This window comes from Streptomyces flaveolus (assembly GCF_000716535.1).
GTDB classification, from domain to species: domain Bacteria; phylum Actinomycetota; class Actinomycetes; order Streptomycetales; family Streptomycetaceae; genus Streptomyces; species Streptomyces flaveolus_A.
In genome coordinates, this window is the sequence record NZ_JNWV01000010.1 from 31,531 (window position 1) to 48,988 (window position 17,458).

Here is a 17,458-nt window from a genome sequence, read left to right on the forward strand (position 1 = left end):
TTCCGCCTCGCGGTGTCTCGACACGCGTCCATCCGAACGCACCCGTCCCTCGCGAGGCGCCCATGTCTGCTTCCCTCACCTGCACCTCTGTGTCCTTCACCTGGCCCGACGGCACCGCCGTCTTCGACGGCCTGGACATCGCCTTCGGCCCCGGCAGGACCGGGCTCGTCGGCGTCAACGGATCGGGCAAGTCCACCCTGCTCAAACTGATGGCCGGGGAACTGACCCCGGCGGACGGCACCCTCAAGGCGGCCGGCGAGATCGGCTACCTCCCGCAGAACGTCACGCTCGACACCGCGCTCCGCGTCGACCAGGCCCTCGGCATCGCCGACCGGCGGGCCGCCCTGCACGCCATCGAGGCGGGTGACGTCGCCGAGGAGCACTTCGAGACCGTCGGCGACGACTGGGACGTCGAGGAGCGCGCCCTGGTCACCCTCGGCGAACTCGGCCTCGGCCACATCGGCCTGGACCGGACCGTCGGCGAGGTGTCCGGGGGCGAGTCGGTGCTGCTGCGGCTCGCCGCGCTGCTGCTGCGCCGCCCCGACATCCTGTTGCTGGACGAGCCCACCAACAACCTCGACCTGTACGCGCGCCGTCGGCTGTACCAGACGGTCGCCTCCTGGCCGGGCGTGCTGGTCGTGGTCAGCCACGACCGGGAACTGCTGGACCTGGTCGACCAGATCGCGGAGCTGCGCTCCGGGGAGGTCGCCTGGTTCGGCGGCAACTTCTCGGCCTACGAGGAGGCCCTGGCCGTCGAGCAGGAGGCGGCCGAGCGGATGCTGCGCGTCGCCGAGGCCGATGTGCGCAAGCAGAAGCGCGAACTGGCCGACGCCCAGGTCAAACTGGCCCGCCGCAAGCGGTACGGGCAGAAGATGTACGAACAGAAACGCGAGCCGAAGATCGTCATGGGGGCACGCAAGCGCGCCGCGCAGGAATCGGCGGGCAAGCACCGCATCATGCACGAGGAGCGGCTCGCCGAGGCCAGGGAACGACTGGACGAGGCGGTGGACGCGGTACGGGACGACGACGAGATCCGTGTCGATCTGCCGTACACGGCCGTACCGCCCGGCCGGCAGGTGCTCACCCTGGAGAAGCTGGAAACGGCCTACCGGGCCCGCGTGCCGGGCATCCTCGATCTGCGCGGCCCGGAGCGGATCGCGGTCGTCGGCCGCAACGGCGCCGGCAAGACGACGCTGCTGCGGACCGTCGCCGGGGAGCTGGCGCCGGTGTCGGGCACGGCGACGGCCCATGTCCCGCTGCGGTTCCTGCCCCAGCGGCTGGACGTGCTGGACGACGACCTGTCGGTGGCCGAGAACGTCGCCCGGTTCGCGCCGGGCGCCACCAACAACCGGGTCCGGGCCCGGCTCGCCCGCTTCCTGTTCCGGGGCGCGCGGGCCGACCAGAAGGCGGCCACCCTGTCGGGCGGTGAGCGTTTCCGGGCGGCCCTGGCCGCGCTGATGCTCGCCGAGCCCGCGCCCCAGTTGCTGCTGCTCGACGAGCCGACCAACAACCTCGACATGGCCAGCGTCCGGCAGCTGACCTCGGCCCTGGAGTCGTACGAGGGCGCGCTGATCGTCGCCAGCCACGACCTGCCGTTCCTGGAGTCGATCGGGATCACACGGTGGCTGCTGATGGAGGCAGGGGAGGTGACGGAGACGACGCCCGAGGCGCTGTGGGATCCGGCCTGACCGGCCGGCGAGGGCGCGGCAGGCGCGGCCCGGCGGGATCTCGCGGGAGACGCGCCGGGCCCGGGGGTTTGGCCCTGGCTGGAGCGCCCTGCATGATGTCGGACCGGCACCGTGTGAGCGGCGCCGGACCGCACCATCGCACCGACCGATTCGAAAGGCCCCTCGTGCCCAGCAAGAAGGCCCTCGTCCGCCGCCCCAGCCCGCTCCTGGCCGACGGCCTGGTGACGCACGTCCAGCGGGAGAAGGTCGACGTCGGGCTCGCCGGCGAGCAGTGGGAGGCGTACGTCGAGGCCCTGCGCGCACACGGCTGGGAGATCATCGAGGTCGAACCGGCCGACGACTGCCCGGATTCGGTGTTCGTCGAGGACACCGTCGTGATGTACCGGAACGTGGCGTTGATCACCCGGCCCGGCGCCGAGTCACGGCGGGCGGAGACCGCGGGGGTCGAGGAGGGGGTGGCCCGCCTCGGCTGCTCGGTGAACTGGATATGGGAGCCGGGCACGCTGGACGGCGGTGACGTCCTCAAGGTCGGCGACACCGTGTACGTCGGCCGCGGCGGGCGGACCAACGCGGCCGGCGTGCAGCAGCTACGGGCGGCCTTCGAGCCGCTGGGCGCCCGTGTGGTGGCCGTACCCGTGAGCAAGGTGCTGCACCTGAAGTCGGCGGTGACCGCGCTGCCCGACGGCACGGTGATCGGGCACATCCCGAAGATCGACCGGCCGTCGCTGTTCCCGGGCTTCCTGTCGGTGCCCGAGGAGTCCGGCGCGCACGTGGTGCTGCTCGGCAGCGGCAAGGTGCTGATGGCGGCGAGCGCCCCGAAGACGGCGGAGCTGCTGACCGACCTGGGCCACGACGTGGTGACGGTCGACATCAGCGAGTTCGAGAAGCTGGAGGGCTGTGTGACCTGTCTCTCGGTGCGCCTGCGGGAGCTGTACGCCTGACGGGTGATCCCGTCGCCCCGACAGCCCGGGGACCTGCGGGTCCCGGGGCCGTGGGGCGTACCCGCGCACGGCCGGCCCAGGCGGGCTGATCAGGGGATCTTTACGGGCGTCTTAACCTACGGCTTCGTAACCTACGGGTTCGTAGCCTACGATCACGTAGGTTTCCGGCACCGCTCGCCGGACCGTCCCTTCTTCCCCCCGTTGTTCGTCGTCCCCCTGGAGTTCCTATGACGATCACCTCCCCCCACCTCGGCAGCCCGTCCGTCTGGACCGACGCGCGACTGCTGTACGCACTGGAGGAAGTGGTCGAGAAGGAGCTGAACCGGCACCTGAAGGTCGCCAAGGACTGGATGCCGCACGAGTACGTGCCGTGGAGCGACGGCCGCAACTTCCCGGGCCTGTTCGAGGACGGGGAGGCCTGGGACAAGGAGCAGTCCCAGGTGACGGAGATCGGCCGGATCGCCCTCGTGGTGAACCTGCTGACCGAGGACAACCTGCCGAGCTACCACCACGAGATCGCCTCGCTCTTCGGCCGCGACGGCGCCTGGGGCACCTGGGTGCACCGCTGGACGGCCGAGGAGGGCCGGCACGGCATCGTGATGCGGGACTACCTGCTGACCTCGCGGGCGGTGGACCCGGACCAGCTGGAACGTTTCCGTATGTCCCACATGAGCGAGGGCTTCGAGTCCGACAACCGGCACTCGATGCTGCACTCGGTGGCCTACGTCGCCTTCCAGGAGCTGGCCACGCGGATCTCGCACCGCAACACCGGCCACCAGTCGGGGGACCCGGTCTGCGACCGCATGCTGGCGCGCATCGCGACCGACGAGAACCTGCACATGGTCTTCTACCGCAACCTGCTGAAGGCCGCGTTCGAGCTGGCGCCCGACCTGACCATGCAGGCCGTCCGGGACGTCGTCGTGAACTTCCGGATGCCCGGCCACGGCATCCCCGGCTTCGAGCGGGCCGCCGCGCAGATGGCGATCGGCGAGGTGTACAACCTGCGCATCCACCACGACGACGTGCTGCAGCCGGTGCTGCGCTTCCTGAAGGTCCTGGAGATCGACGGTCTCGGCCCCGAGGGGCGCCAGGCGCAGGAGGAACTCGGCCTGTTCCTGGGCGGGCTGGACGCGGAGGCCACGAAGTTCGACGAGAAGCTGGCCGCGCGGAAGGCCCGGATGGCGGCACGCGCGGCAGGCTGACGCCCCGCGCACGGGCCTCTTCCGAGGCCCGGGCCGGCGGGCGCCCCCGCGGCCGCGGGGGCGTCAGCGGGCGGTGCGGCGGAGAGCGAGGCGCTCCTTCTCCGACAGCCCGCCCCAGACACCGAACCGCTCGTCGTTGGCCAGCGCGTAGTCCAGACAGGCGGGGCGCAGCTCGCACATGGCGCAGATGCGCTTCGCCTCGCGCACCGAGCTGCCCGGCTCGGGGAAGAAGAAGTCCGGCCCGGTCTGCGCGCACAGCGCCTGCGCCTGCCAGGTGTCGTCGGCCGGGGTGATGGTTTCGTAGTGCATGGCCAGGAGCCTGCCCCACGGCGAAAAACGTTCGATCAACGCCGGCGAAACGGCGTTGATGGGGGCCTCCGGCCGCCCCGATGATGCTCCCCGCGGCCCGGCGTGCGCACGGCGGCGCGCCAAGCCTTGGGAAAACCGGGAGAACGCGTGCCGTCACGCTGGGTGAGAGCGGTACGGTCCCGGCGCGTCGCGGTACTCCGGCGGCGATTGTCAGTGGGCGGTGCCAGACTCGGCAGTGCACAGGACGGGACCCCTTGCGAGGAGGGCCGAAATGCTCACCACCCGTTTCGTCAACGGCGCGCCCAACTGGATCGACGTCGGCAGTCCCGACATCGACGGCGCCACCTCCTTCTACGGCGCCCTGTTCGGCTGGCGGTTCCAGTCGGCGGGGCCGGACGCCGGCGGATACGGCTTCTTCCAGTTGGAGGGGAAGACCGTCGCGGGCGGCATGCAGACCGGTCCCGACCAGGGGCCCCCGGCCTGGACGGTGTACTTCCAGAGCGAGGACGCCCAGGCCACCGCCAAGGCCGCCGAACAGGCCCACGGCAGGGTGCTGTTCCAGCCGACGGACGTGATGGGCCAGGGCCACATGGCGGTCCTCGCCGACCGGGCGGGCGTGCCGTTCGGGATCTGGCAGCCGGGCCGGACCAAGGGCGTGGAGCTGGCGGGCGTGCCGGGCTCCCTGTGCTGGGTGGAGCTGTACACGCCGGACATCGCGGCGGCCGCCGCGTTCTACCGCCGGGTGCTGGGCCTGGAGACCTCCGCGCCGTTCCCGGGCGGGTCGTACACCTGTTTCAACCCGGACGGTGCCGGTGAGGACGCGATGTTCGGCGGGATGGTGCCGCTGGCCGACGATCCCACCGAGGCGGAGGCGGGGCCGTACTGGCTGCCGTACTTCGAGGTGGCGGACACCGACGCCGTGGTGGAACAGGCGCAGCGCCTGGGCGGGACGGTGCGGGTGCCCGCGACGACCATGGAGGGCGTGGGCCGCATGGCCAAGCTCGCCGATCCGTACGGGGTCCGCTTCGCGGTCATCAGGAGCGAGCGGCCACAGGGCTGAGCCACCGGCGGGCGCCGGGCAGCGCGGGCCCTAGGCGGAGGCGCGGCGTATCAGGGTGGTCGGCAGGATCACTTCCGACGGCGGTGCCTCCTGGGCGCCTGTCTTCGCGTCCCTCCCCTCCCGGGCGCCGGACAGTCCGCGCAGCAGCAGGCGGGCCATCAGCCGGCCCATCTCCTCGATGTCCTGACGGACCGTCGTCAGCGGGGGGTCGGCCTGTTCGGTGACCGGCACCATGTCGTCGAAGCCGACCACGGCCACGTCCTCGGGCACGCGCCGGCCGCTCGCGCGCAGCACCCGCAGGGCGCCGAGCGCGGTGAGGTCGTTGGCGGCGAACACGGCGTCGACGTCCGGGCAGCGGTCGAGGAGTTCCCGCATGGCGCGCTCGCCGCCGGACGGGGTGAAGTCGCTCTCCACGACCAGCCGGGGATCGTGCCCGCCCAGGACGTCGGCCATGACGTCCCGGTAGCCGTCGAGCCGGTCCACCGCCGAGGTCTGGTCCAGCGCACCGGTGATGTGGGCGACGCGCCGGCGGCCGAGGTCCAGCAGATGCCGTACGGCCGCGCGGGCCCCGCCCCGGTTGTCGCAGTCGACGTACACCACGCCCGGGTCCGCCGCCCGGGCGTCCTCGCCCCAGTCGGGGCGTCCGCCGAACACGGTGGGCACGCCGGCTTCGCGGATGAGGCCGGGCAGCGGGTCGTCCAGGTGCAGGGAGAAGACGAGCGCGCCGTCGACATGGCCGCCGGCGAGATAGCGGGCCACGCGCGCGTGGTCGGCGCGGCCCTCGGTGAGCAGCAGCACGAGCTGGTTGTCGTGCGCGGTCAGCTCCTTGCTGATGCCGCGCAGTTGGAGGGCGAAGAAGGGGTCGGCGAAGACCCGGGTCTCGGGCTCGGCGATGACGACCGCGACGGCGTCGTGCCGTCGGGTGACGAGGCTGCGCGCCGCCTGGTTGGGGACGTAGCCCAGTTCCTCCACGGCCCGCCGGACCCGCTCGGCCAGGGGCTCGCGCACCCCGTCGCCGCCGTTGACCACGCGGGACACGGTGGCCCGGGACACCCCGGCCCGCGCGGCCACGGCCTCCAGCGTGGGACGCGACACTGCCTCGGTCACTTCGGGACTCCTCATCGGCGGCTGCCGATCAGGATAGCCGCGGGACGCGGGCCCGGCCGGTGCCGAACAGGACGCGGAACCGGGCGGCCTCAGGGCGACGGTTCGCGGCGGGCGCGGCTCGGCTGGACCCGTTTCGGTTCGCCGGGCATCTTCGGGTACTCCGGCGGGTACGGCAGGTCACCGAGGCCGTGGTCGTGTTCGTCCTGGCGGGCCAGTTCCAGCAGCGCGTCCAGGGAGTAGGCGTGGTCGTCCATGTCGGCGTGCACGTCACCGAGTTCGGCGAACCGGGCCGGCATGGTGGCGAGGTCGAAGTCACGGGGCTCGGCGACACCGACCTCCTCCCAGCGCAGCGGCGCGGAGACGGGGGCGTGCGGGCGGGGGCGTACCGAATAGGCGGAGGCGATGGTGCGGTCCCTCGCCGTCTGGTTGTAGTCGACGAAGATGCGGCTCCCGCGCTCCTCCTTCCACCACTTGATGGTCACCCGGTCCGGCATCCGGCGTTCCATCTCCCGGCCGACCGCGATCGCCGCGCGGCGCACCTGGGTGAAGGTCCAGCGCGGTTCGATGGGGACGAAGACGTGCAGTCCCCGGCCGCCCGAGGTCTTCGGCCAGCCGCGCAGCCCGCCGAACTCCTCCAGCACGGCCCGCAGTTCCTGGGCGGCGCGAGCCGCGTCGGCGTAGTCGGTGCCGGGCTGCGGGTCGAGGTCGATGCGGAGTTCGTCGGGGTGGTCGACGTCGGTGGCGCGGACCGGCCAGGGGTGGAAGGTGAGGGTGCCGTACTGGGCGGCCCACACCACGGCGGCCTCCTCGGTCGGGCACATCTCGTCGGCGGTGCGCCCGCTGGGGAAGGTGATGTGGGCGGTCGGGATCCAGCCGGGCATGCCCTTCGGGGCCCGCTTCTGGTAGAACCACTCGCCGCCGACGCCGTCCGGGTAGCGCTCCAGGGTGGTGGGGCGGTTGCGCAGGGCGCGCAGGATGCCGGGGCCGACGGCGGCGTAGTACCGGGCGAGGTCCAGCTTGGTGAAGCCCCGCTCCGGGAAGAACACCTTGTCCGGGCTGGACAGCCGTACGGTCCGGCCGCCCACCTCCAGTTCCACCGCATCACCCATGCGGCCACGGTAGGCGCACCCCGCACAGCTCGCATACCGGGCAAAGCCGTACGTATACGAGCGTAAACGGATGTATGCGAGCAGAATCGGAGTCATGGATCTGCCCGTCATGCCGCCCGTGAAGCCGATGCTCGCCAAGTCGGTGGCGAAGATCCCGCCGGGGATGCACTACGAGGCGAAGTGGGACGGCTTCCGGTCGATCGTGTTCCGGGACGGGGCCGAGGTCGAGCTGGGCAGCCGTACCGGAAAGCCGCTGACCAGGTACTTCCCCGAGTTGGTCGACGCGCTGAAGGAGCGGCTGCCCGAGCGGTGCGTGCTGGACGGGGAGATCGTCATCGCGCGGGGCGGCCGGCTGGACTTCGACGCGCTGACCGAACGGATCCACCCGGCGGCCTCCCGGGTGCGGATGCTGGCGGAGAAGACCCCGGCCTCCTTCGTCGCCTTCGACCTGCTGGCCCTGGACGACCACGCCCTGCTCGACGTGCCCCTCACCGACCGCCGCGCCCTGCTGGACCGGGCCCTGGCCGGGGCGACCCCGCCGGTGCACGTGGCGCCGTCGACGACCGACATCGAGGTGGCCCGGCGGTGGTTCGAGCAGTTCGAGGGCGCCGGCCTCGACGGGGTCGTCGCCAAGCCGCTCACCCTGCACTACCTCCAGGACGAGCGGGCCATGTTCAAGATCAAGCACGAGCGCACGGCGGACGTCGTCGTCGCCGGGTACCGCTTCCACAAGAGCGGCCCGGTGGTGGGCTCACTGCTGCTGGGGCTGTACGACGAGCAGGGACGGCTCCAGCACGTGGGCGTGTCGGCCGCGTTCTCCATGAAGAAGCGGGCGGAACTGGTCGAGGAGCTGGAGCCGCTGCGCATGGACGACGTGTCCGGGCACCCGTGGGCCGCCTGGACGGACGAGACCGCGCACGAGACGGCCCGCCTGCCGGGTGCGCCGAGCCGCTGGTCGGGCAAGAAGGACCTGTCCTGGGTGCCGCTGCAGCCGGAGCGGGTGGCCGAGGTGGCGTACGACCACATGGAGAACGGACAGCGGTTCCGGCACACGGCCCGCTTCCGCCGCTGGCGCCCGGACCGTACACCCGAGAGCTGTACGTACGCCCAGTTGGAGGAGCCGGTGCGGTACGACCTCGCGGAGATCCTCGGCGAGAAGGACAGCGGCTGAGCGGGGCGGCGCACGAGCACCGGCGCCGGGCTCAAGCCACGGCCACAGCCACAGCCACAACCACAGCTACGGCTACGGCTACGGCTGCATGAGGATCTTCACCGCGCCGTCCTGCTTGCGCTGGAACATCTCGTACGCGTGCGGCGCCTCCGCCAGCGGCAGCCGGTGCGTGGCGAAGTCTTCGACGCCGAGCGGGTCCTCGTCCGTCAGGTAGGGCAGGATCCGGTCCGTCCAGCGGCGGACGTTGGCCTGGCCCATGCGGAGCTGGATCTGCTTGTCGAAGAGGGTCAGCATCGGCATCGGGTCGGCCATGCCGCCGTAGACACCGCTGAGCGAGATCGTGCCGCCCCGGCGGACCAGGTCGATCGCCATGTGGAGCGCGCCCAGCCGGTCGATGCTGAATCGTTCGGCGAGCGGGGCGCTGAGCTTGCGGGGCATGAGCGCGGTGGCCTGCTGGGCGAGCTTGGCGGCGGCGCTGCCGTGGGCCTCGGTGCCGACGGCGTCGATCACGGCGTCCGGGCCCCGGCCGCCGGTCTCGTCCTGGATCGCGTGGACCAGCGACTTCTCGTTGTCGAAAGCGCGGAGGTCGTACGTCTCCACCCCGCGCCGCTGCGCCCGGGCGAGCCGCTCGGGCACCAGATCCACGCCGAAGACCCGCTCCGCGCCGCGGACCTTGGCGATCCGGCAGGCCATGTCGCCGATCGGGCCGAGGCCGAGGACCGCGAGGGTGCCGCCGGGCGGGACGGCCGCGTACTCGACGGCCTGCCAGGCGGTCGGCAGCACGTCGGAGAGGTAGACGAACCGGTCGTCCGGCGGGCCCTCCGGCACCTTGATCGGGCCGAACTGCGCCTGCGGGACGCGCAGGTACTCGGCCTGGCCGCCGGGGACGGCGCCGTACAGGCGGCTGTAGCCGAAAATGGCGGCGCCCATGCCCTCGCCGGTGACCTGCGTGGTCTCGCACTGGGTCGGCAGCCCGGTGTCACACATGAAGCAGTGGCCGCAGGCGATCTGGAACGGCACCACGACCCGGTCGCCGGGCCGTAGGTCCGGCACCTCGGAGCCGACCTCCTCCACGATGCCCATGGGTTCGTGGCCGAGGATGTCGCCCGGGGCCATGAACGGGGTGAGCACTTCATACAGGTGCAGGTCGGAGCCGCACAGTCCGGTGGACGTGACGCGGATGACGGCGTCCGTGGGCTCCTCGATCCTCGGGTCGGGCGCGTCCTCGACCCGGACGTCCCGCTTGCCGTGCCAGATGACTGCCTTCATGGGGTGGTGCTCCCTTGGTCGCGTACGGCTGCCGGTCGCGTACGGCTGCATCCCGTGTGTGCGATGGCACCCGGGTACCCCCCGCCCGCTGCCGTCGAACCCGAAGCGACCAGGTATGGCCGGTGATGACCGGATGAGCGCACAATCGGACCACACGAACGGGGTGGCGATGCTGGGAATGAGACGCGGGGCGCGCACGCGGCGCGCCGCAGTGACGGCGACACTGCTGGCCGGCGCGCTGATGGCCGCCCTCACGACGGGCTGCACCGGTCACGGCCGGGGCGCCGACGACCGCGCCCCGCGACACTCCCCGACACCCGCGCCGAGCCGTTCGGCCGTGGTCGGCTCACCGCTCGCAGTGAAGATCGACAATGTCCGCGCGGCCCGCCCGCAGACCGGGCTCGGCGCGGCGGACGTCGTGTACGTGGAGCAGGTGGAGGGCGGCCTGAGCCGGCTGTTGGCGGTGTACGCGACACGGCTGCCGGAGACCGTCGGACCGGTGCGCAGCGTCCGCGAGTCCGACCTGGAGCTGCTGCGCCAGTTCACCGTGCCGACCCTCGCCTACTCGGGTGCCCAGCGCGCGCTGCTGCCGCTGATCGACCGGGCGCCGCTGCGCGCGCGGTCACCCGAGGACGCCCCCGGCGCCTACTCCCGGGGCACCGACCGAGCTGCACCGCACAACCTCTACCTGCGCCCCGCCGCGCTGCTGCCGGCCGTCCCCGGCGAATCGGCGCTGACCACGGGTTTCCGCTACGGCCCCGCCCCCTCCGGCGGCACCCCCGTCTCCGAGCGGACCGTGCGCTACCCGGCCGCGCGCCTCACCTTCACCTGGTCCGCCGAGCGCGGCGGCTGGCTGGTCTCGATGGACGGCACGCCCACGACAACGACCGACAGCGGCCGGCCGGCACCGCCGACGGTGGTCGTGCAGCACGTGAAGGTGCGCACCTCGCGCTACCACGACGTGCTCGGCAATCCCACGCCGTACACCGAGACGACCGGCTCCGGGCGGGCGGAGGTGCTGCGGGACGGCCGGTCCTTCGACGGCTCCTGGTCGCGGCCGGCGGCGACGGACGGTACGGCGTTCACGACGGCGGACGGTGACGAGCTGGACTTCGCGACGGGGCAGGTGTGGGTGGTGTTCGTCCCTGCACCGTGAGGCAACCGGTGCCTCACGGGTCGGTACGGGCGCGGTGAGGGCCGGTGCCTCAAGGGTCGGCACCGGCGCCGTCAGCCCTGCGCGGCCAGTGGCTCGGCCGGGTTGCGCAGTTCCTCGGCCGCGTCCGCGACCCGGCGGATCAGGTCGAAGAACACGGTCTGCTCCTCGGCGGACAGCGGGGCGAGGAAGACCTGGTTCATCCGGGCGGTGCGCACGGTCAGTTTGCGGTGGGTGCGCAGGCCCTCGTCGGTGAGGCGGAGCAGGAAGCGCCGGCCGTCCTGGGGGTCGCGCACCTTGTGCAGCAGCCCCCGGCGGTCGAGCCGGCTGATGACCTCGGCGATGGTGGAGCGGTCCAGGCCCACCCGCTCCCCCACGGTCCGCTGGTCGAGCCCGGGTTCGGCGACGAGGGCGTTCATGACCGCGAACTGCGGTGAGGTGATCTCCTCCGAGACCATCGTGTTCCACAGCAGGTAGTGCGCCTGCTGGAGCCGCCGGGCCAGGTGCCCGGGATGGGTGGCGAGGTCCACCGCGGCCATGCGCGCTCCCTTGGTCGATTCGTTGGTGCACTGAACGATACCTGGCACTCGACGCCCCTGTCCCGTCCCGATGGTGGCCAGATCAGGGGGCCTTGACGGTCACCGTCTCCAGTGGCAACGTGAGCAGCACCTCGCTGAAATAGTCAGTGCCCTGACTATCAGCTCCTGACGAACCGGAGAGACGGAGCTTCACGGATGGACAAGGTGGTCGCCACGGCCGTGGCGGCGGTGGCCGATGTGCCGGACGGCGCGTCGCTCGCCGTCGGCGGGTTCGGGCTCAGCGGTGTGCCGAACGTGCTGATCCAGGCGCTGTACGAGCGCGGGGTCGGCGGGCTGAGCGTGGTGTCGAACAACTGCGGGGCGATGGAGTCCGGGCTGGCGGTGCTGCTGGCGGCGGGGCGGATCGCCCGGGTGACCGGTTCCTACATCGGCGCCAACAAGGAGTTCGCCCGTCAGTACCTGGCCGGTGAGCTGGAGGTGGAGCTGATCCCGCAGGGCACGCTCGCCGAGCGGCTGCGCGCGGGCGGCGCCGGCATCCCCGCCTTCTACACCCCGGCCGGGGTCGGCACCCAGGTCGCCGAGGGTGGGCTGCCCTGGCGCTACGACGGCTCCGGCGGGGTCGCGCTGGCCTCGCCACCGAAGGAGGTGCGGGAGTTCGACGGCGTGGAGTACGTGCTGGAACGGGGCATCCGTACCGACTTCGCGCTGGTCAGGGCCGCGAAGGGGGACCGGCACGGGAATCTGGTGTTCAACCGGTCCGCCCGGAACTTCAACCCGCTGGCCGCGATGGCCGGCCGGGTCACGATCGCCGAGGTGGAGGAGCTGGTGGAGCCGGGCGCGATCGATCCGGACGCGGTGCACGTGCCGGGCGTCTTCGTCCAGCGGGTGGTGGCGCTGACTCCGGAACAGGCGGCGGACAAGCGGATCGAGCAGCGCACGGTATCGGCGCCCGCGGCACGAGGGACGGTGAACGGCTGATGGCCTGGACACGGGAGGAGATGGCCGCCCGCGCGGCCCGCGAGCTGCGGGACGGGCAGTACGTCAACCTGGGCATCGGCCTGCCGACGCTGATCCCGAACCACCTCCCGGAGGGGGTCGAGGTGGTGCTGGAGTCGGAGAACGGCATCCTGGGCACGGGCCCGTATCCCACCGAGGACCAGGTGGACCCGGATCTGATCAACGCGGGCAAGGAGACGGTGACCGTGCTGCCGGGAGCGTCCTTCTTCGACTCGGCGCTGTCGTTCGCGATGATCCGGGGCGGGCACATCGACGTGGCCGTGCTCGGCGCGATGCAGGTGTCCGCCGGCGGTGACCTGGCCAACTGGGCGGTGCCGGGGAAGCTGGTCACGGGGATCGGGGGCGCGATGGACCTGGTGCACGGCGCCCGTCAGGTGATCGTGGTGATGACGCACACCACGAAGGACGGTGCGGCGAAGATCCTCAAGGAGTGCACGCTGCCGCTCACGGGCCGAGCGTGTGTGAACCGGGTCATCACCGATCTGGCCGTACTGGACGTCACGGACGCGGGGCTCACGCTGATCGAGACCGCGCCGGGCGTGAGCGTTGACGAGGTCGTCGCCAAGACCGACGCGGAACTGACCGTTGCGGAGGATCTGCTGTGAGCTCGGCTTTCACCCAGAATGCCGTGCACACCGCGGACGCCGTCCGCCCCGACGACCCGGCCGCCCGCACCGTGCGCGAACTCCTCGCCCGCGCCCCGGAACTCGACCCCGCCCGGATCGAGGACGCCCTCCTCGCCGACGAGGAGGGCCCGCGGGCCACCGGGCGTGAGCCGCCGCCCGGATCAGCGCGACCGGTGTCTGCCGGTGCTGCCGCCGCCCAGGTGCTCGGCTGCCCCGCCGAATGGCCCGAGTTCGACCCGCTCGCCCGCCGGGGCTCCGGCACCGGCGCGGCCACCCTCTGCATCGACGTGGGCCAACGCCTCTCCCTCGCCCTCGTCCCCGAACGCTGAAGACTTCCTCCTCGAACGCCAAGGAAGCGTCAGGTAACCCATGCCTCTCACTCAAGCCGACATCGACCAGGAAATCACCGCCGCGCACGCCGCCTACGAGAAGCGCGTCGCCGACGGCGCCCCCGTCGAACACCAGCCGCGCCGCGACTACGCGCCGTACCGTTCCTCCGTGCTGCGCCACCCGAAGCAGCCGCTGGTGGCGATCGACACCGGCCAGGACCCCGAACTGGTGGAACTGCACTCCCCCGCCTTCGGGGAGCGCGACCTCACCGAGGTCGACAACGACCTCACCCGGCAGCACACCGGGGAGCCCGTCGGCGAGCGGATCACCGTCTCCGGGCGGCTGCTGGACCGGCACGGACGCCCGGTCCGCGGCCAGCTGATCGAGATCTGGCAGGCCAACTCGGCCGGCCGCTACGCCCACCGGCGCGAGCAGCACGACGCCCCGCTGGACCCGAACTTCACCGGTGTCGGCCGCACCCTCACCGACGCCGAGGGCCGCTACCACTTCACCACCATCCAGCCGGGCCCGTACCCGTGGCGCAACCACGTGGGTGCCTGGCGCCCGGCGCACATCCACTTCTCGGTGTTCGGCACGGCGTTCACCCAGCGGCTGGTGACGCAGATGTACTTCCCGAACGACCCGCTCTTCCCGTACGACCCGATCCTGCAGTCCGTGACCGACGACGCGGCCCGGCAGCGGCTGGTCGCCACCTACGACCACAGCCTGTCGGTACCGGAGTTCTCCCTCGGCTACCACTGGGACATCGTGCTGGACGGTCCGGCCGCCACCTGGACGGAAGAAGGACGCTGACCGCCATGACGATCATCGACCCGAACAGCCCGGACCAGGTGCTGCCCACCCCGTCCCACACCGTCGGCCCGTTCTACGGCTACGCGCTGCCGTTCCGCGGCGGCGAGGAGATCGCGCCGCTCGGCCACCCGGACACGATCACCGTGCACGGGTACGTCCTCGACGGCGAGGGCGACCCGCTGCCGGACGCGCTGATCGAGCTGTGGGGCCCGCGTCCCGACGGCACCGTCCCGCAGGTGGACGGCTCTCAGCGGCGCGACCCGGCCACCGGCGGTCATCTGGGCCGCAACGGCGTCGAGTTCACCGGCTGGGGCCGCGTGCAGACCGACGCGGACGGCCACTGGTACGCCCGTACGCTCCGGCCCGGCGCACGCGGGCGGAACGCGCCGTACCTCAGTGTCTGCGTCTTCGCGCGCGGCCTGCTCGTGCACCTGTTCACCCGGATCTACCTGCCGGGCGACGAGACCGCGCTGGCCGCCGACCCGCTGCTCACCCGGGTGGGCGACCGGCGCGACACGCTGATCGCGCGCGAGGAGGCGGGCGGCGCCTACCGTTTCGACATCCGCCTTCAGGGCGAAGGCGAGACGGTCTTCCTGGAGTTCGAGTGACATCCGCGTCCCCTCCCTACGCCGACACCGGCCTGCTCGCCCCGGAGTGGGGGCTGTCGGGCGCCGCGTCCGAGACGAGCGACCACGCGTATCTGCGGGCCCTGCTCGACGCGGAGGCCGCGCTGACCCGGGCGCAGGCCGCGCTGGGCCTCGCCCCGGCCGAGGCCGCGGCGGCGGTGACCGGGGCGGCCGTCCCGGACCGGTTCGGCATCCGCTCCCTGGCGGCGCGGACCGCGGACGGCGGCAACCCGGTCATCCCGCTGGTCGCCGACCTGACCGCGGCGGTCGGCGAGGAGTACGGCCCCTACGTCCACCGGGGAGCCACCAGCCAGGACATCATGGACACGGCGACCATGCTGGTCGCCGTGCGCGCCCTCCGCCCGGTCCTGGCCGACCTCGGCCGCACCGAGCGGGCACTGGCCCGCCTCGCCGCCGCGCACCGGGACACGGTGCTGCCGGGGCGGACGCTCACCCAGCACGCCGTACCGACGACGTTCGGGCTGAAGGCGGCCGGCTGGCGCTCGCTGGTCCTGGACGCGCGCGACCGCGTCACCCGGGTCCGGGACTCGCTCCCGGCCCAACTCGGCGGCGCCGCGGGGACCCTGGCGGCCTTCCGGGCGTACGGCACAAAGGACGCGACCGCTCTGACGCGGGCGTACGCCCGTGAAGCCGGCCTCGCCGCACCGGTGCTGCCCTGGCACACGCTGCGCACCCCGGTCGCGGACCTGGCCGGGTGCCTGGCGTTCACCGCGGGGGCGCTGGGCAAGCTCGGCGTGGACGTCCTGACGCTGTCGCGCACCGAGATCGGGGAGGTGAGCGAGGGCAGCGGCGGCGGCTCGTCGGCCATGCCGCACAAGGCGAACCCGGTGCGCGCCACGCTCCTGGCAGCCGCCGCCCGGCGCGCCCCCCAGCTCGCGGCCACGCTGTACGGCTCGCTCGCCGCCGAGGACGAGCGGCCGGCCGGCGCCTGGCACGCCGAGTGGGAGCCGCTGCGCGACCTGCTCCGGCTGGTGGGCGGCGCGGCCTCCCACGCGGCGGAGCTGGCCGAGGGGCTGCGTGTGCACCCGGCCGCGATGCGCCGGAACCTCGGCATCACCCGGGGCCTGATCGTCTCCGAGCGGCTGTCGGCCGCCCTCGCGCCCGTCCTCGGCCGCGCGCGTGCCAAGGAGCTGCTGACCGAACTGGCCCGCCGCGCCCATGAAGAGAACCGCCCGCTGTCCGAACTGCTGGCACAGGTCTCCGAGTTGAAGGGCATCGATCTCGACGACCTGCTCGACCCCGCCCACTACACCGGCTTCGCCGGTCCGCTCACCGACCGTGCTCTGGAGCGACCTTGACCGTGAGACTCCTCAACCACCTGGAAGAAGGCCCGGCTTCCGCTCCCGCGCTGCTGCTCGGCCCCTCGCTCGGCACCTCCCTCGCCCTGTGGGACCGGGTCGCGCCCGAACTGTCCGCCGCCCACCGGGTGGTCCGCTGGGACCTGCCCGGGCACGGGGGCTCGGCGGCGGACCTGATCGGGCCGGGCGCGACCGTCGGCGACCTCGCCGCGCTGGTGCTGGAGCTGGCCGACGCCCTCGGCATCGACCGGTTCGCGTACGCGGGCGTGTCCCTGGGCGGCGCCGTCGGCCTGCACCTGGCCGTCCACCACCCCGGGCGGCTGTCCTCGCTGGCGGTGCTGTGCTCCTCCGCCCACTTCGGCGGGGAGGCGCCCTGGCGGGAGCGGGCGGAGCGGGTGCGCCGCGAGGGCCTGGAGGGGCTCGCACAGAGCGCCGACGCGCGTTGGTTCACGCCCGGTTTCAGTGTGCCAGGGCTGGTCCGCGACCACCGGGAGGCCGATCCGGGAGCCTACGCCGCCTGCTGTGACGCGCTCGCCGCGTTCGACCTGCGCGACCGGCTCGGCGACATCGCCGTACCGACGCTCGTGGTGGCGGGCCGGCAGGATCCCGCGACCCCGCCCCCGCACCTGCGGGAGATCGCCGACGCGGTGCCGGCGGCGACGCTGGTGGAGCTGCCCGGGGCCTCCCATCTGGCGCCGGCGCAGTGCCCGCGGGCCGTGCTGACCGCGCTGCGCACCCACCTCGACGGGCCGCCGGCGAGCGGGACTGCGGTGCGCCGGGAGGTGCTGGGCGACGCCCACGTGGACCGCGCGCAGGCTCGGCAGACGCCGTTCACGGCCCGCTTCCAGGACTTCATCTCCCGCTACGCGTGGGGGGAGATCTGGACGGACCCGACGCTGTCCCGCCGCGAGCGCAGCATGATCACGCTGACCGCGCTGGTCGCGCACGGCCACCACGACGAGCTGGCGATGCACGTCCGGGCGGCGCGGCGCAACGGGCTGACGCCGGAGGAGATCGGCGCGGTGCTGTTGCAGACCGCCGTGTACTGCGGGGTGCCGGCCGCCAACTCGGCGTTCGCGACGGCCCAGCGGGTCCTCGCCGAGGAGGAGGCGGGCTGAGGGGCGAGGGTGACCCCGCTGGTCGTACTCCCGGCAACGGCTCGTTCCCGTCGCCCGGGCG

General features: G+C 72.8%; 17 protein-coding genes and 1 pseudogene. 13 read left to right on the forward strand and 5 right to left on the reverse strand.

What is annotated here, in order from left to right; all coding sequences use genetic code 11:
* Positions 1-62 precede the first annotated feature (62 nt).
* The 3 genes from OO52_RS12115 (at position 63) to OO52_RS12130 (ending at position 3,831) form a co-directional block, all read left to right on the forward strand.
* The gene (locus OO52_RS12115; protein ID WP_030643245.1) at positions 63-1,688 is read left to right on the forward strand and encodes an ABC-F family ATP-binding cassette domain-containing protein; all 1,626 of its coding nucleotides are present in this window, start codon (positions 63-65) and stop codon (positions 1,686-1,688) included.
* A 164-nt stretch (positions 1,689-1,852) separates the two neighbouring features.
* Complete coding sequence (gene ddaH, locus OO52_RS12120; RefSeq protein WP_037670734.1) at positions 1,853-2,629, forward strand: dimethylargininase; 777 nt, start codon at positions 1,853-1,855, stop codon at positions 2,627-2,629.
* A 227-nt stretch (positions 2,630-2,856) separates the two neighbouring features.
* Positions 2,857-3,831 carry an acyl-ACP desaturase gene (locus OO52_RS12130; RefSeq protein ID WP_030643249.1) on the forward strand — a complete coding sequence of 325 codons (975 nt, stop codon included), beginning with the start codon at positions 2,857-2,859 and terminating at the stop codon, positions 3,829-3,831.
* A 63-nt stretch (positions 3,832-3,894) separates the two neighbouring features.
* Here OO52_RS12130 and OO52_RS12135 read toward each other — a convergent pair whose 3' ends face one another.
* On the reverse strand, positions 3,895-4,140 hold the full coding sequence (locus OO52_RS12135) for a WhiB family transcriptional regulator (protein WP_030643251.1): 246 nt from the start codon (positions 4,138-4,140) through the stop codon (positions 3,895-3,897).
* A gap of 271 nt (positions 4,141-4,411) precedes the next feature.
* Here OO52_RS12135 and OO52_RS12140 point away from each other — a divergent pair, with 271 nt between their 5' ends.
* Entirely contained in the window at positions 4,412-5,200 is a 789-nt protein-coding gene (locus tag OO52_RS12140) for a VOC family protein (protein WP_030643254.1), read from the forward strand.
* Positions 5,201-5,230: 30 nt separating this feature from the next.
* Here OO52_RS12140 and OO52_RS12145 read toward each other — a convergent pair whose 3' ends face one another.
* Together OO52_RS12145 and ligD are read right to left on the reverse strand one after the other, a co-directional pair.
* Positions 5,231-6,307: a LacI family DNA-binding transcriptional regulator gene (locus OO52_RS12145; protein ID WP_030643255.1), complete on the reverse strand. Its 1,077-nt coding sequence runs from the start codon at positions 6,305-6,307 to the stop codon at positions 5,231-5,233.
* Positions 6,308-6,396: 89 nt separating this feature from the next.
* On the reverse strand, positions 6,397-7,416 hold the full coding sequence (gene ligD / locus OO52_RS12150) for a non-homologous end-joining DNA ligase (protein WP_030643256.1): 1,020 nt from the start codon (positions 7,414-7,416) through the stop codon (positions 6,397-6,399).
* A gap of 94 nt (positions 7,417-7,510) precedes the next feature.
* Between ligD and OO52_RS12155 the strand changes: the two genes are divergently transcribed.
* Positions 7,511-8,587 (forward strand): ATP-dependent DNA ligase, encoded by a 1,077-nt coding sequence (locus tag OO52_RS12155; protein WP_030643257.1) that lies wholly within the window; start codon positions 7,511-7,513, stop codon positions 8,585-8,587.
* Between the two features lie 78 nt (positions 8,588-8,665).
* Here the strand turns inward: OO52_RS12155 and OO52_RS12160 are convergent, their stop codons facing one another.
* On the reverse strand, positions 8,666-9,856 hold the full coding sequence (locus OO52_RS12160; protein ID WP_030643258.1) for a zinc-dependent alcohol dehydrogenase: 1,191 nt from the start codon (positions 9,854-9,856) through the stop codon (positions 8,666-8,668).
* A gap of 133 nt (positions 9,857-9,989) precedes the next feature.
* Here OO52_RS12160 and OO52_RS12165 point away from each other — a divergent pair, with 133 nt between their 5' ends.
* A complete protein-coding gene (locus OO52_RS12165; protein WP_420711384.1) occupies positions 9,990-11,012 on the forward strand; it encodes a DUF3048 domain-containing protein in 1,023 nt (340 codons plus the stop codon).
* A 71-nt stretch (positions 11,013-11,083) separates the two neighbouring features.
* Here OO52_RS12165 and OO52_RS12170 read toward each other — a convergent pair whose 3' ends face one another.
* Positions 11,084-11,548, reverse strand: coding sequence for a MarR family winged helix-turn-helix transcriptional regulator (locus OO52_RS12170; RefSeq protein WP_030643260.1), 465 nt, complete (start codon positions 11,546-11,548; stop codon positions 11,084-11,086).
* Between the two features lie 195 nt (positions 11,549-11,743).
* Here OO52_RS12170 and OO52_RS12175 point away from each other — a divergent pair, with 195 nt between their 5' ends.
* The 7 genes and pseudogenes from OO52_RS12175 to pcaD all read left to right on the forward strand — a co-directional run bounded on the left by OO52_RS12175 (position 11,744) and on the right by pcaD (position 17,397).
* Entirely contained in the window at positions 11,744-12,526 is a 783-nt protein-coding gene (locus OO52_RS12175) for a CoA transferase subunit A (RefSeq protein ID WP_030643261.1), read from the forward strand.
* Positions 12,526-13,170 (forward strand): CoA transferase subunit B, encoded by a 645-nt coding sequence (locus OO52_RS12180; RefSeq protein WP_030643263.1) that lies wholly within the window; start codon positions 12,526-12,528, stop codon positions 13,168-13,170. The genes OO52_RS12175 and OO52_RS12180 overlap by 1 nt, the downstream gene beginning before the upstream one ends.
* Before the next feature lie 128 nt (positions 13,171-13,298).
* Positions 13,299-13,520 (forward strand): annotated as a pseudogene (locus OO52_RS49560) (hypothetical protein); the annotation flags it as partial.
* 40 nt (positions 13,521-13,560) lie between these two features.
* Positions 13,561-14,334, forward strand: a complete 774-nt coding sequence (gene pcaH / locus OO52_RS12190) for a protocatechuate 3,4-dioxygenase subunit beta (RefSeq protein ID WP_030643267.1) — start codon at positions 13,561-13,563, stop codon at positions 14,332-14,334.
* Positions 14,335-14,339: 5 nt separating this feature from the next.
* Complete coding sequence (gene pcaG, locus OO52_RS12195) at positions 14,340-14,942, forward strand: protocatechuate 3,4-dioxygenase subunit alpha (RefSeq protein ID WP_030643269.1); 603 nt, start codon at positions 14,340-14,342, stop codon at positions 14,940-14,942.
* Entirely contained in the window at positions 14,939-16,279 is a 1,341-nt protein-coding gene (pcaB, locus tag OO52_RS12200; protein ID WP_030643271.1) for a 3-carboxy-cis,cis-muconate cycloisomerase, read from the forward strand. Before pcaG ends, pcaB begins: the two co-directional genes overlap by 4 nt.
* A complete protein-coding gene (gene pcaD / locus OO52_RS12205) occupies positions 16,276-17,397 on the forward strand; it encodes a 3-oxoadipate enol-lactonase (RefSeq protein ID WP_030643274.1) in 1,122 nt (373 codons plus the stop codon). Before pcaB ends, pcaD begins: the two co-directional genes overlap by 4 nt.
* The last annotated feature ends 61 nt before the right edge of the window (positions 17,398-17,458 follow it).

Coding starts and splice junctions, on each gene's coding strand:
- OO52_RS12115 (WP_030643245.1), top strand. CDS start 63: ATGTCTGCTTCCCTCACCTGCACCTCTGTGTCCTTCACCTGGCCCGAC.
- OO52_RS12130 (WP_030643249.1), top strand. CDS start 2,857: ATGACGATCACCTCCCCCCACCTCGGCAGCCCGTCCGTCTGGACCGAC.
- OO52_RS12135 (WP_030643251.1), bottom strand. CDS start 4,140: ATGCACTACGAAACCATCACCCCGGCCGACGACACCTGGCAGGCGCAG.
- OO52_RS12140 (WP_030643254.1), top strand. CDS start 4,412: ATGCTCACCACCCGTTTCGTCAACGGCGCGCCCAACTGGATCGACGTC.
- ligD (WP_030643256.1), bottom strand. CDS start 7,416: ATGGGTGATGCGGTGGAACTGGAGGTGGGCGGCCGGACCGTACGGCTG.
- OO52_RS12155 (WP_030643257.1), top strand. CDS start 7,511: ATGGATCTGCCCGTCATGCCGCCCGTGAAGCCGATGCTCGCCAAGTCG.
- OO52_RS12160 (WP_030643258.1), bottom strand. CDS start 9,856: ATGAAGGCAGTCATCTGGCACGGCAAGCGGGACGTCCGGGTCGAGGAC.
- OO52_RS12165 (WP_420711384.1), top strand. CDS start 9,990: ATGAGCGCACAATCGGACCACACGAACGGGGTGGCGATGCTGGGAATG.
- OO52_RS12170 (WP_030643260.1), bottom strand. CDS start 11,548: ATGGCCGCGGTGGACCTCGCCACCCATCCCGGGCACCTGGCCCGGCGG.
- OO52_RS12175 (WP_030643261.1), top strand. CDS start 11,744: ATGGACAAGGTGGTCGCCACGGCCGTGGCGGCGGTGGCCGATGTGCCG.
- OO52_RS12180 (WP_030643263.1), top strand. CDS start 12,526: ATGGCCTGGACACGGGAGGAGATGGCCGCCCGCGCGGCCCGCGAGCTG.
- pcaH (WP_030643267.1), top strand. CDS start 13,561: ATGCCTCTCACTCAAGCCGACATCGACCAGGAAATCACCGCCGCGCAC.
- pcaG (WP_030643269.1), top strand. CDS start 14,340: ATGACGATCATCGACCCGAACAGCCCGGACCAGGTGCTGCCCACCCCG.